Raw genomic sequence first — 13639 nt, 5'->3', positions numbered from 1 at the left:
GCTCGCCGTTAGGCGATCCGGCGGGTGGCCGTGTCGGCGAGGCTCTCGAGCTGGGCGCGGGCGGCAGTGCTGATCGGTGCGTCGGCGATCGCCGACAGAGCGAGCGTGACGTTGTGGGCGATGATCCGTTCGACCTTCTCGACCGCACCGCTGTCTCTGATCGAGGCTTGCAGCATGCGTACCTGCTGCTCGCTCAGGTCTTCGTCGCCGAGCAGTTCGTCGAGCGTCCTGCGGGAGCTCGCCGGCAGGGCCGCGCGTGCGAGTGCGATGAGCACCGTGCGCTTGCCCTCGCGAAGGTCGTCGCCGGCTGGCTTGCCGGTAATGTCGGGGTCGCCGAACACCCCCAGGAGGTCATCGCGTAGCTGGTACGCGATTCCGAGAGGAAGTCCGAAGTGGCGCAGTGCGCTGATCTGCTCTGCGCTCGCGCCCGCGAGGGCGGCGCCGATCGCGAGCGGCGCCTCGATCGAGTATTTCGCGGATTTGTAGACGATGACTCGGTGCGCTCGCCCGAGCAGGTCGGGTTCAGGGAAACTCCGCCAGGCGCGTTCGTCGAGAATGTCGAGGAACTGTCCTGCAGTGACGTCGGTGCGCATGCGGTTGAATTCCGCCCGCGCCGCGATGGCGGCGGACCGGGACGGGAGGCAGCTCGTCCCCGATTCGAACAGTTCGTCGCTCCAACTCAGGAGAAGGTCGCCGAGCAGGAGCGCGGCGGAGCTCCCGAAGGTTGATGCGCTGCCGATCCAGTTCCCCTCCGCGTGCATGGATTCGAAGCGCTTGTGGGCGGACGGGCGGCCGCGGCGGGTGTCCGAGTTGTCCATGATGTCGTCGTGGACGAGGGCGGCGGCGTGGAACACCTCAAGCGCGCTCGCGGCGAGGACGACCGACGCCAGGTCGCTCGGGGCCGTCTCGCTCGACATCGGGTCGAAGCCGGGAGCGTGCCCGCTCGTCGCCTGCCAGCCCCAGTAGCAGAACAGCGCTCTGAACCGCTTGCCTCCGCGCAGGAACTCGCGCGAGAAGTCGATGAAGGGGGCCAGGTCGGGGGCGATCCCCGTGAGCATCGGTTCGCGTTCGTCGAGAAAGCGATCGATGTCAGCCTGGACAAGGTCAACTAACCGCGTACTCTCAGCCACGCGCCTAGCCTAGCCACCCGGGGGCACATAGACTTGAATCCTAATTGCGTCGATCTCGAGCGTGAGGGGAGAAACGATGCCACTGTCAGAACACGAACAACGCATGCTCGAGGAGATGGAGCGAAATCTCTATCACAATGACGCCGATTTCGTAGCCACCGTCGGAACCCGACGGGGCAAGCCGAATTACACGATGATCGTCGTCGGGATCCTGATCGCCATTCTCGGCGTCGGGATCATCGTCACGGGAGTCGTCGTCGCCCAGCCGCTCGTCGGAGTCGCGGGATTCATAGTGATGTTCGCCGGAGCCCTGCTGGCGATCTCGCCGCCGCGCCGATCCGGCCCTCCGGAGGAGCCGAGCGCCGACGAGCGCGCCAGCGCGTCTGCCAAGTCAGCCGCGGGTCCCGCCCGCGGCGGTTTCATGGACCGCATCAACGAGCGCTGGGACAAGCGCCAGGATGGGAGGGACGAGAGGGGATAACCCCTCCACTCCCCACCCCCACCACACGAAAGAGCCAGCCCTCGGGTTGGCTCTTTTTTTGTGCCCAATTTCGCTCTCCCGCCCCATGCGCGGTCGATTGCCAGCATTTTCCCTCCACCTGCGGGTTGCCAGCGTTGCTGGGGGAGTGGGGCCGAAATGACCCCAGAAAGGGGAGATTTCGTTGTTTTGTGGATGAAGGTGGAGTAAAGTGGGGGAACCTGGGCAGGGCCGGAGATCGAGGGGGGTGAGTGCGTGTGTTTCTTGGTACTTACGCACCCCGCCTCGATGAGAAGGGCCGCCTCATCCTTCCCGCGAAGTTTCGCGACGAGCTCGAATCGGGCATCGTCGTGACCCGCGGGCAGGAGCGGTGCCTGTACGTCTTCGCCACCAAGGACTTCGAGGAGATGCACGACCGCATCCGGCAGGCCCCCATCACGAGCAAGCAGGGGCGCGACTACCTGCGACTGTTCCTCTCCGGCGCGAACGCCGAAGTGCCGGACAAGCAGCACCGCGTCACGATCCCCGCGCAGCTGCGCGCCTACGCCGGACTCGACCGTGACGTGACCGTCATCGGAGCGGGGAACCGCGCCGAGATCTGGGACACGGCTGCCTGGGAGACCTACTACGCCGAGCAGGAAGCCGGCTTCGCCGACACCACGGAGGAGGTGATCCCCGGACTCTTCTAGCGCCTTGTTTCTGACTCCCAGCCGATGTCAGCCCTGCCACACTTCCCCGGTGGCAGGTCGGACCGGAGGGGAATCAGGATCAAGGGGCAGGTCCCGATGCCATGACCGACAGCCAGATCCACACCCCCGTCATGCTCGACCGCACGGTTGAGCTGCTCGCTCCCGCTCTCGAGACGCCTGGAGCCGTGCTCGTCGACGCGACTCTCGGCATGGCCGGGCACGCCGAGGCATTCCTCCGCCGTTTCCCGGAGCTCATCTTCGTCGGGCTCGACAGGGACCCCGATGCGCTCGAGATCGCCGGCAGGCGCCTCGCCCCATTCGGTGAGCGGGTGCACCTCGTGCATACGGTCTACGACGAGATCGGCAATGCCCTCCACTCGCTCGGCATCCCGGAGGCCACCGGCGTCCTCTTCGATCTCGGCGTCTCCTCGCTCCAGCTCGACAGGGTCGAGCGCGGGTTCTCCTACTCGAAGGATGCGCCGCTCGATATGCGCATGGACGCGACTTCGGCGCTCACGGCCGAGCGGGTGCTCGCCGAGTACAGCGAGGCCGACCTGCGACGCATCTTCCGCGATTACGGGGAGGAGCGGCTCGCCCCCCGATACGCGCAGAAGATCGTCGAGCGACGCGCCATCCGTCCCCTCGTGCGCTCCGCCGACCTCGTGGAGATCATCACTGCGGCGACCCCCGTCGCAATCCAGCGCAAGGGTCACCCGGCGAAGCGGGTATTCCAGGCCCTGCGCATCGAGGTGAACCAGGAGCTCGCCGTGCTCGAGCGGGCTATCCCCGCTGCGCTCGAAGCACTCGCTATCGACGGGCGCATCGTGGTGCTCGCCTACCAGTCGCTCGAGGACCGCATTGTCAAGCGCGCCTTCGCGTCCCGGTCCACCTCCTCTGCCCCGGCCGGCCTTCCCATCGAGCTGCCGGAGCACCGCCCGGAATTCTCGCTGCTCGTGCGCGGTGCCGAACTGGCCAGCGACGACGAGAAGGCCGAGAACCCCCGAGCCACCCCGGTACGCCTCCGCGCCGCGACCCGAATCAGGAGGGCAGCATGAGCGCAGTCCCGATCGCGCGCCCCGCGCGCTCACCCCGGCCCAGCCGTGACGACACACACCGTCACATCGAGATCGTCGCCTCTCGGAGCCAGCGCCGCGCCCGCCCGCGGCTCCTCGCCGCGATCGTGACGGTCGGTGGCCTCTTCGCGATCCTCGCGGCTCAGCTGCTTCTCACCATCGCGACCTCCAACGGGGCCTACGAGATCTCCTCGCTGCAGCGCGAGCACAGCGAACTCGCGCGCGACCAACAGGTGCTCGTCGAGACCCTTCAGGTGCTCGGCGCGCCGCAGCACCTCGCCGCCGAGGCTCAGCAAATGGGCATGGTCGCGAGCACCAGCACCGCCTACCTCCGCCTCGCCGACTCGGTTGTGCTCGGCGCCCCGGCCGCAGCAGACGCATCCTCGGCCCTGCGCACGGCGCCGGACGGTAGCCCCCTGATCCCCAATCGCCTGCTCGACGGGGTCCCGCTGTCGGGGGATGCCGGTCAGGCCGCCCCCGTCTCGCCCGACCTCATACCTGTCGAGGCGAGCGTTGCTGGCGCGCCTGGCGCGCCCGACGCCCCCGTCTCGGTACCGTCGAAGCAGACCGCGGCGATCCCATCGCCCAACACCCACTGATCGACCAACGGTTGGCTTCGTCAAAACACCTCACGGGGGGATGCAAATCGTGAACACACCCCGGATGACCCGGCGCCGACTTGCGCTGGCGCTGATAGCGATGATCGCCGTGTTCGGCGTCTTCGTCGTGCGACTCGTCGATATTCAGCTCGTCCGCGCCGAGGAGCTCAACGCGCAGTCGCTCAACAAGCGCGCAATCGCCGTCACCACCTATGCGGCTCGGGGCGACATCGTCGACCGCGACGGCACCGTGCTCGCCGGCAGCGTGATGCGGTTCGACATCACAGTTTCGCCCAAGACGATCCCGGCGACCTTCACGCGCGGCAGCGGCGAAGACAAGGTCACGGTCAGCATTGCGCAGGCGGCGGCGGAGATCGCAGAAATCACCGGGCAGACCCAAGACGAGGTGTTCGAAGTGTTCACCGAAGACCCGGAGTCAGACTTCGAATACGTCGCCCAGAAGGTGAGCACCGAGCAGATGCGAGCCGTGCGGGATCTGGGCATCCCTGCCATCTACTTCGAACAGCGCCCCGCCCGCATCTACCCCGACGGGTCCGTAGCTGGCAACCTTGTCGGGTTCGTCGGAACCGAGGGACCGCAGAACGGCTTCGAGTTCACCGAGAACGAGTGCCTCGCGAGCACGAACGGCTCTTCGACCTACGAGCGCGGCGCCGACGGCATCCGCCTCCCCGGCAGCACCGTCACTGAGCAGGAGCCGATCGACGGCGGCACGATCACCACCACTATCGACCACGACCTGCAGTGGACGGTGCAGCAAATGATCGCCGAGCAGGCGCTTGCGCTCGGCGCGCAATCCGCAACGGCGTCGGTCACCGAGGTCAAGACAGGACAATTGCTCGCCCTCGCCGACTATCCCTCCGTCGACCCCAACAACGTCGCCGGTAGCTCGCCCAACAACATGGGCTCGCTCGCGTTCAGCACACCCTACGAGCCAGGGTCGACCTTCAAGCCGATGACCGCGGCAATGCTGCTCGACCAGGGTGTGGCCGACCCGAGCACCGAGGTCACCGTGCCCTACCGGTGGGTCTCGCCGGAAGGAAGCGCCATCCGCGACGCCGTGTTCCACCCCGAGCTCCAGCTGACCCTAGCCGGGGTCATCCAGCAGTCGTCCAACGTCGGAATCTCCCAGCTCGCCGTGCGCCTGCCGAGCAAGATGCGCTATGACTACTTTCGAGCGTTCGGGGTAGGGGAGAGCACCGAGGTCGGCTTCCAGGGGGAGTCCGCCGGACTCCTGTCGAGCACGTGGGACGACCAGACGAAGTACAACGTGTCGTTCGGCCAGGGCGTCTCCGTCACCGGGGCGCAGATGGCGAGCATCTACCAGACCCTTGGTAATGGCGGAGTTCGCCTCCCACTTACCCTGGTCACCGGGTGCACTCACGCGGACGGGTCGATCACGGATGCCTCCCCGACCGAGGGCCGCCAGGTCGTGTCCAAGGCCGCAGCCGACACGGTCGTCGAGATGATGGAGACGGTCGTGACGGGAGGCGGGCTCGCGAGCCAGCTCCAGATACCCGGCTACCGGGTCGCCGCGAAGAGCGGAACGGCCGAGATCGCCTCGGACGGGCGGTACACGGACGACCGCATCGTGTCGGTGGCTGGCCTCGCGCCAGCGGAGGATCCGCAATATGCGGTGATCGTCACCTTCGTGAAGCCGCGTACGATATTGACGTCGGCCGCTGCAGCTCCGACCTTCAAAAAGATCATGACGCAGGTGCTCAAGACGTACCGCGTCGCCCCTTCGTCGACACCCTCACCCGACCTGCCGACGACCTGGTAAGAAAAGAGGACGCCGTGAACACCAGGAATCCCCCGGTGCTCAGGCCCGAACATCCATCGGCCAGGTCGCTCAGCGGTCTCGTGGCTGATTTCGGGCTCGACACCCAAGGCTCGCTTGACGGCGTGTACGTGACCGGCGTGACGCTGCGCTCCGGCGAGGTGCAGCCGGGCGACCTCTACGTCGGCGTGCCCGGGGCGAACAGCCACGGAGCCTCCTACGCCGCCGAGGCCAAGGCGGCGGGCGCCGTCGCGCTGCTCACCGACGCAGCGGGGGCGGAGCTTGCCCGCGAGGTCGGCTTGCCCACCGTTCTCGTCGACTCGCCTCGCACAGCCCTCGGCGACGTGTCGGCGTGGGTCTACCGCACCAGCGACCACCCGCCGCTCCTGCTCGGGATCACCGGCACTAATGGCAAGACCTCGACCGCGTACATCCTCGAGGGGATCCTCCGTCAACTGGGCCTCGTCACGGGCCTGAGCTCGACAGCCGAGCGCCACATCGGCGACCTCACTGTCGTCAGTCGGCTGACGACGCCGGAGGCGAGCGAGATGCACGCCCTGCTCGCCCGGATGAAGGAGAGCGAGGTCCGGGCCGTCGTGCTCGAGGTCAGCGCTCAGGCTCTCAGCCGCAATCGCGTCGACGGCATCGTCTTCGACGTCGTCGCGTTCACCAACCTCAGCCACGACCATCTCGACGACTACGCCGACATGGAGGAGTACCTCGAGGCGAAAGCGGCGTTCTTCGAACCCGATCGGGGCAAGCGGGGCGTCGTGTCGCTCGACTCTCCCTACGGTGAGCGTGTCGTCGACCTCTCACGGATTCCCGTGACGACGGTCTCCGCGACGCCAGGAGTCGTGGGGGAGTGGAACCTAGAGATCCTCGACGAGACCGCCGCGTACACCGAATTCACCCTCACCGGTCCGGAGGGGAGGTCCCTCACAACCAGGGTTCCCCTCATCGGCTGGCACATGGCCGCCAACGCGGGACTCGCGATCGTCATGCTCGTCGAGGCGGGCTTCGAACTTGAGGCGATCGGCCACGCCCTCGGCGACGAGGGCATCGTCGCGTACCTGCCCGGCCGCACCGAGCGGGTGTCCGGCGACGCCGGCCCCTCCGTCTACGTCGACTTCGGCCACAGCCCGGATGCCTTCTTGAACACCCTGGCCGCCGTGCGCAAATTCACCCCCGGCCGCGTGATCATGGTCTTCGGTGCCGACGGCGACCGCGACGCCACGAAGCGGCACGAGATGGGACGAGTGGCCTCAGAGGGTTCCGACATCCTCGTCGTCACAGATCACCATCCCCGATTCGAGGACCCAGCGTCGATCCGCGCCACCCTCATCGAGGGCGCCGGCCTCGCCGACCACCAGGCTGAGCTCATCGAGGTGAGCCCGCCCGAGAAGGCGATCCGGCACGCCGTGTCGATCGCCAAGGAGGGCGACTCGATCCTCTGGGCCGGGCCCGGCCACCAGGACTACCGCGACATCCGCGGCGAGCGAACGCCGTACTCCGCGCGCGCCGAGGCCCGCGAGGCGCTTCGCGAGTCGGGCTGGCAGTAGATGCTCGCTCTACGCCTCGCCGATATCGCCGCCGCATGCGCCGGCGAACTCGTGCCAACCGCCGACTCCACCCCTGACACCATCGTGGACGGCGCCGTGACGACCGACTCGCGTCTCGTGACCGCCGGATCGGTGTTCTTCGCCATGCGCGGAGAGTTCACGGACGGTCATCTGTTCGCCGGCACCGCGGTCGACAACGGGGCAGCGCTCCTCATCGTCGAGCGGCGGCTCGAGCTGCCGGTCGACCAGATCGTGGTGGCGGACGGGGTGAGTGCACTCGCAGCTCTCGCGAGCGACGTCGTGGCACGGGTGCGCGAGCGCGGCGAGCTGACCGTCATCGGAATCACCGGTTCCAACGGCAAGACGACGACGAAGAACCTGTTACGCGCCATCCTGGGTGGCGTCGGCCCGACGGTCGCCCCGGAGGGCTCGTTCAACAACCACATTGGCGCACCCCTCTCGATGCTCGGCATCGACGAGGAGACCCGCTACCTCCTCGTCGAGATGGGCGCGTCCGGCACGGGGCATATCAAGCGACTCGTCGACATCGCGATGCCCGACATCTCCGTCGTTCTCAAGGTCGGCCTCGCCCATGCCGGGGAGTTCGGCGGCATCGACGCCACGCAGCGGGCCAAGGCCGAGATCGTCACCTCGCTGCCGGCCTCCGCTATCGCCGTGCTCAACGCCGACGACGACCGGGTCGCGGCCATGGCCGGGCAGACGGCCGCGCGCGTCGCGTGGTTCGGACTCGATGAATCGGCGGATGTGCGTGCCGACGACATCGAGGCGACCGCGACCGGCACGACCTTCACCCTGGTCGCCGACGGCTCGGCTTGGCCGGTGCGCATGCGAATCCTCGGCGAGCACCACGTCATGAACGCCATCGCCGCACTCGCGGTCGCCCGCGAACTCGGACTCGACCTGGCGGCGGCGATCGCCGCCATCGAGGCCGTCGCCCGCGCCGAGCGCTGGCGGATGGAGGTGCTCGAGCCCGCGCCGGGCATCACCGTCATCAACGACGCCTACAACGCGAGCCCGGACTCCACCGCCGCGGCCCTCAAGACCCTTGCGCAGATCAGCCGCCGCGGGCGCCGGTCGATCGCCGTGCTCGGCGAGATGGCCGAACTCGGCGACTACGCGAACGAGGAGCACGACCGGATCGGCCGCCTCGTCGTACGCCTGAACATCGCCCAGCTCATTGTCGTCGGCCACGGCGCGCGGCACATCCACAACGCCGCCGGACTCGAGGGTTCGTGGGATGGCGAGTCGGTGCTCGTCGGCACCGCGGAGGAGGCCTTCGGGCTGCTCCGGGACGAGTTGCGCGACGGCGACGTGGTGCTGGTGAAGAGTTCCAAGTCCGCCGGCCTTCGTTTTCTCGGTGACCGCCTCGGCGGTGTCATCGCGTGATCGCACTCCTTACCGCCGCCGGCGTCGCGATGATCTTCACCCTGCTGCTCACCCCCTTGTTCGCGAGGGCGTTCCGAAGGCTGAACCTTGGCCAGTTCGTGCGCGCCGACACCCCCGTCGCGCACGTTCTCAAGCGCGGAACCCCCTCGATGGGCGGGATCGTATTCATCACGGCGTCGATCGTGGGCTACTTGGTCGGCCAGCTGGCCAGCCGGCAGCTGCCGTCCGGGGCCGGGCTGCTCGTGATCCTGATGATGGTGGGACTCGGCTTCATCGGATTCATCGACGACTTCCTCAAGGTCCGCCGCCGTAACAGCACGGGGCTGAGTGGACCATTCAAGATCCTCGGCACCGTCATTGTCGGCGTCGTCTTCGCGATCATCGCCCTCAACTACGTCGACCGGCACGGAGTGACGCCGGCCTCGACGGCCGTCTCGTTCGTGCGCGACCTGCCGATCGACTTCGTCGTCATCTTCGGCACCGGGCTTGGCGTCACCCTGTTCGTCGCCTGGATCGTGCTCATCACGACGAGCGTCTCGAACGCGGTGAACCTCACGGACGGTCTCGACGGCCTCGCTGCCGGCTCGGCGGTGCTCGCGATCGGCTCCTACGTCATCATCGGATTCTGGCAGTTCCAGCAGTCCTGCGTCGAGCTCGCGGTGCTCGGGGTCGACGCGCCCAATCTCTACAAGTGCTACGAGGTGTCGTACCCCCTCGACCTCGCGACGATCGCCGCCGCGATCGTCGGCTCGCTCATCGGCTTCCTCTGGTGGAACACCTCGCCGGCCCAGATCATGATGGGCGACACGGGCTCCTTCGCGATCGGGGGCGCCCTCGCCGCGCTCGCGATCCTCTCCCGCACCGAGCTCCTGCTTCTCTTCATCGGTGGGCTGTTCCTGGTGACCACCGGCCAGGTGATCGTGCAGCGCATCTACTTCAAGCTCACGAAGGGCAAACGGATCTGGCAGGCGAGCCCCCTCCATCACCACTTCGAGATGAAGGGCTGGGCCGAGGTGACCATCGTGGTGCGGTTCTGGATCATCTCGGGACTGTTCGTCGCGACCGGGGTCGGACTCTTCTACGCCGAGTGGCTGTACCGGTGAGGTCGGCTTCGGAGGTCGCCGCGCTCCGGAGTTGGCACGACGACTGGGCGGGGCTGCGCGTCGCCGTGCTCGGTCTGGGCGTTACCGGGTTCTCGGTGGCCGATACTCTTGTCGAACTCGGTGCCGAGGTCTGCGTGTTCGCCGACCGGTCGGACGAGGAGCGTGCCGACCTGCTCGACGTCATCGGCGCGCGACTCGTCGTCGCCGACCTCACGCGGGTCGGGGCGAGCCTTGTGGCCGGCTTCGTCCCTGAGCTCATCGTGGTCTCGCCCGGCTTCGCCCCCTCGCATCCGATCGTCTCTGCCGCGGTGCGCTCCGCCACGCCGATCTGGGGCGACGTCGAGCTCGCCTGGCGGCTGCGCGACAAGCTCGACCGTCCGGCGGAGTGGTTCACCGTCACCGGCACCAACGGCAAGACCACCACGGTGCAGCTGACGACGGCGATGCTGATCGCGGCCGGCAAGCGGGTGGTTGCGTGCGGCAACGTCGGCGTCCCCGTGCTCGACGCGATCCGCGATCCCGGCGGTTTCGACGCGCTCGTCGTCGAACTGTCGAGCTTCCAGCTGCACTACTCACACTCCCTCTCCGCCCACTCGAGCGCCTGCCTCAACATTGCGGCCGACCACCTCGACTGGCACGGGTCCGCCGATGCCTATTCCGCGGCGAAGGCGAAGGTGTACGAGAACACGCGCGTGGCGTGCGTGTACAACCGAGACGACGACGCCACTCGAACGATGGTCGAGCACGCGGACGTCGTCGAGGGATGCCGTGCGATCGGCTTCGGGCTGGGCCTGCCGGGGCCGAGCGACGTCGGTATCGTCGAGGACATCCTGTGCGACCGCGCCTTCATCGACGACCGGCACAGCAACGCCCTCGAACTGGCGACACTGGCCCAGCTCGAGTCCGCCGGGCTCGGCGCGCCCCACATGGTCGCGAACGTGCTTGCCGCGAGCGCACTCGCGCGGTCCTACCGAATCCCGGCGTCGGCAATCCGGCAGGCGATCCTCGGCTTCCACCTCGACAAGCACCGCACCGAACTGATCGCGACCCATGCCGAGGTGCGCTGGATCAACGACTCCAAGGCCACGAATCCACACGCGGCCGATGCCGCGGTCGGGGCCTTCGCCTCGGTCGTCTGGGTCGTCGGAGGCCTGCTGAAGGGGGTCGACATCGGTGACGTCGTGGCACGGAACGCCGACAGGCTGCGCGCGGCAGTGGTGATCGGGGCCGAACGTGCAGAGGTGCTCGCGGCATTCGCGCGACACGCGCCAGAACTCCCCGTGTTCGAGGTCGAGACGGCCGACACTAAAGAGGTGATGTCGACCGCTGTGAGGCTGTCGGCTTTAGCTGCCCGGCCGGGGGATGCCGTAGTCCTGGCACCGGCCGCAGCATCCATGGACCAATTCACGGATTACGCCGATCGTGGCCGGCAATTCGCCGCCGCAGTTCACGAGATGTTGGGAGGCCGGCCGGATGACCACGAGCATCCCCCGTCGCCCGCGACAGCGTCGTAACAGCGGCGCGCCGGCCACGCCGCTGCCCACCCCGACCGGAGTGTCGGGCGCCGTGGCGATCGTTGCGGTGAAAAAGCTCTTCGCTGCCGAAACGGGCAACTTCTTCCTTCTCCTGGGCACGACGCTCTTCCTTGTGGTGTTCGGCCTGGTCATGGTGCTCTCCTCGTCGGCGGTGACCTCGTTCACCGAGTCGAATGACTTCTTCACCGGATTCCTCAGGCAGGGAATGTTCGCGGCCGTCGGGGTTCCGATCATGCTGGTGGCGTCGCGGATGCCGGCGTCGTTTTGGAAGAAGTGGGCCGCCGTCGCCGTGGCAATCGGCCTGATTCTGCAACTTCTCGTTGTCGCGACCCCGCTCGGGGTCTCGATCGGCGGAAATACGAACTGGCTGCGCCTCGGCACGTTCACGCTCCAGCCCTCCGAGATCACCAAGGTGGCCCTTGCGATCTGGCTCGCCTACGTGCTGTCCACCAAGGCGGACCGGCTCCATAGGATGCGTGAAGTGGCCATCCCGATCGCGCCCGTCGCGGGCGCAGCTATCGGGCTCGTGCTGTTCGGGGGAGACCTCGGCACGGCCATGATTCTCGTGTCCATTGTTCTCGGCTCCTTATTCTTCGGCGGGGTGAGGCTTCGGTTCCTTGCGATCCCGATCGTGCTCATGGCCACGATCGGGCCGCTCGTCGCATTCTCGAGCAACTCTCGGAGCGACCGTATTGCCGTCTGGCTTGACGGCTGCGCGTCGACGAGCGACTATGCGACGTTCTGCTGGCAGACTGTCCACGGCTGGTGGGCCCTCGCGGCCGGAGGGTTCTTCGGCGTCGGCCTCGGCAACTCCAAGGCCAAGTGGTCGTGGTTGCCGGAGGCCGACAACGACTTCATCTTCGCAATCATCGGCGAGGAGCTGGGCTTGCTCGGCGCCTGCACCGTGCTGGCGCTCTTCATCGTCATGGGCGTCACCTTTGTGCGAATCATCCGCGCGAGCAACGACCCGTTCGCCCGAATCGTGGTGAGCGCCGTCATGGTCTGGATCATCGGCCAGGCGTTCGTGAACATCGCCGTGGTGCTCGGTGTGCTGCCGGTGCTCGGCGTACCCCTGCCTCTCTTCTCATCAGGGGGTTCCGCGCTCGTCACGACCCTCTTCGGAATCGGGATCGTACTCTCGTTCGCGCGCACGACGACCCCGGCTCCCGGCCAAATGGCGGAACGGTGACGACCTACCTCCTCTGCGGCGGCGGGACCGCCGGCCACGTCAATCCGCTGCTCGCGGTCGCCGATCGGCTCAGGGAACGTGACCCCGAGGCGAACATCCTGGTCCTCGGCACGGCGGAGGGGCTCGAGGCGCGGCTCGTGCCGGAGCGGGGCTTCCGGCTGCTCGTCGTTGACCGGCTGCCGTTCCCCCGCCGGCCCGGCGGGGCCCTTCTGCGGTTCCCGCGCCGGTTCGCCGGGGTCGTCGGCCACATCCGCGAACTGATCGGCGAGCACGACGTGGACGTGGTCGTCGGATTCGGCGGCTACGTGTCGGCACCCGCCTACCTCGCAGCACGCCGCGAGAAGGTGGCGATCGTCGTGCACGAGGCCAATGCGCGGCCCGGACTCGCGAATCGGCTCGGCGCGGCATTCACCCGGCATGTCGGGGTCGCCTTCCGCGGCACCGGGCTCCGCCGTGCCCGGTTCGTGGGGATGCCGCTGCGCCCGGAGATCGAGCGCCTCGAGCGCCACTCCGTGCGGCAGGAGGCGTACGCCGCCTTCGGGCTCACGCCCGGCAAACTCACGCTCGTCGTCACAGGTGGCTCGCTCGGGGCCCGTCGCATCAACGAGACCGTCGCCGAGGCGATCCCCTTCGTCATCGGCGCCGCGTGGCAGGTGCTGCACATCACCGGGCAGCGATCGGAGATCGACTACCCGGTGTTGGCCGGGTATCGCGTGATCCCGTATTGCGACCGGATGGACCTCGCCCTCGCCGTCGCCGACCTCGTGCTCGCACGCGCAGGGTCTTCGACCGTGAGTGAACTCTCTGCCCTCGCGATACCCGCCGTCTATGTGCCGCTCGCGATCGGGAACGGCGAGCAGCGTTTGAACGCCCGCGAGGCGGTCACTGCGCACGCCGCCGTCATGGTCGACAACGCGCAGTTCACGCCGGAATGGATCGCGGATGCCCTCGTGCCGCTCCTCGTGGACCGCGCCGCCCTCGCCGCGATGGCTGCCAGCGCGGCCGCGATCGGCGTCAGGGACGGCACGGACCGCGTCGTGGCTCTCATCGATGAGGCCACCCCGGGGCGGGTAGCGTAG

12 protein-coding genes are annotated in these 13639 nt (G+C 67.8%); 11 read left to right on the top strand and 1 reads right to left on the bottom strand.

Going from position 1 to position 13639, the window contains the following annotated elements; genetic code table 11:
• Window positions 1–8: 8 nt before the first annotated feature.
• Window positions 9–1130 (bottom strand): polyprenyl synthetase family protein, encoded by a 1122-nt coding sequence (locus ABIB15_RS11330; protein ID WP_354478441.1) that lies wholly within the window; start codon window positions 1128–1130, stop codon window positions 9–11.
• A gap of 76 nt (window positions 1131–1206) precedes the next feature.
• Here ABIB15_RS11330 and ABIB15_RS11325 point away from each other — a divergent pair, with 76 nt between their 5' ends.
• From ABIB15_RS11325 to ABIB15_RS11275, 11 genes are all read left to right on the top strand, one after another.
• Window positions 1207–1611, top strand: coding sequence for an SCO2097 family morphological protein (locus tag ABIB15_RS11325; protein WP_354478439.1), 405 nt, complete (start codon window positions 1207–1209; stop codon window positions 1609–1611).
• Window positions 1612–1865: 254 nt separating this feature from the next.
• Window positions 1866–2297, top strand: a complete 432-nt coding sequence (gene mraZ / locus ABIB15_RS11320) for a division/cell wall cluster transcriptional repressor MraZ (RefSeq protein WP_354478531.1) — start codon at window positions 1866–1868, stop codon at window positions 2295–2297.
• Window positions 2298–2398: 101 nt separating this feature from the next.
• Window positions 2399–3352, top strand: coding sequence for a 16S rRNA (cytosine(1402)-N(4))-methyltransferase RsmH (gene rsmH / locus ABIB15_RS11315; RefSeq protein ID WP_354478437.1), 954 nt, complete (start codon window positions 2399–2401; stop codon window positions 3350–3352).
• Window positions 3349–3969, top strand: a complete 621-nt coding sequence (ftsL, locus tag ABIB15_RS11310) for a cell division protein FtsL (protein WP_354478435.1) — start codon at window positions 3349–3351, stop codon at window positions 3967–3969. The genes rsmH and ftsL overlap by 4 nt, the downstream gene beginning before the upstream one ends.
• Window positions 3970–4033: 64 nt before the next feature.
• On the top strand, window positions 4034–5770 hold the full coding sequence (locus ABIB15_RS11305) for a peptidoglycan D,D-transpeptidase FtsI family protein (RefSeq protein WP_354478432.1): 1737 nt from the start codon (window positions 4034–4036) through the stop codon (window positions 5768–5770).
• Between the two features lie 35 nt (window positions 5771–5805).
• Entirely contained in the window at window positions 5806–7326 is a 1521-nt protein-coding gene (locus ABIB15_RS11300; RefSeq protein ID WP_354478429.1) for a Mur ligase family protein, read from the top strand.
• Entirely contained in the window at window positions 7327–8733 is a 1407-nt protein-coding gene (locus tag ABIB15_RS11295; protein WP_354478427.1) for a UDP-N-acetylmuramoyl-tripeptide--D-alanyl-D-alanine ligase, read from the top strand.
• Window positions 8730–9836, top strand: coding sequence for a phospho-N-acetylmuramoyl-pentapeptide-transferase (gene mraY, locus ABIB15_RS11290; RefSeq protein WP_354478424.1), 1107 nt, complete (start codon window positions 8730–8732; stop codon window positions 9834–9836). The genes ABIB15_RS11295 and mraY overlap by 4 nt, the downstream gene beginning before the upstream one ends.
• Window positions 9833–11350, top strand: coding sequence for a UDP-N-acetylmuramoyl-L-alanine--D-glutamate ligase (gene murD / locus ABIB15_RS11285; RefSeq protein ID WP_354478421.1), 1518 nt, complete (start codon window positions 9833–9835; stop codon window positions 11348–11350). The genes mraY and murD overlap by 4 nt, the downstream gene beginning before the upstream one ends.
• Window positions 11310–12560, top strand: a complete 1251-nt coding sequence (gene ftsW, locus ABIB15_RS11280) for a putative lipid II flippase FtsW (RefSeq protein WP_354478418.1) — start codon at window positions 11310–11312, stop codon at window positions 12558–12560. The genes murD and ftsW overlap by 41 nt, the downstream gene beginning before the upstream one ends.
• Entirely contained in the window at window positions 12557–13639 is a 1083-nt protein-coding gene (locus ABIB15_RS11275) for a UDP-N-acetylglucosamine--N-acetylmuramyl-(pentapeptide) pyrophosphoryl-undecaprenol N-acetylglucosamine transferase (protein ID WP_354478415.1), read from the top strand. The genes ftsW and ABIB15_RS11275 overlap by 4 nt, the downstream gene beginning before the upstream one ends.

Source organism: Marisediminicola sp. UYEF4 (genome assembly GCF_040546025.1).
Lineage (GTDB): Bacteria > Actinomycetota > Actinomycetes > Actinomycetales > Microbacteriaceae > Marisediminicola.
The sequence above is the reverse complement of the archived record's forward strand: the minus strand, read 5'-3'. Positions and strand labels throughout refer to the sequence as shown.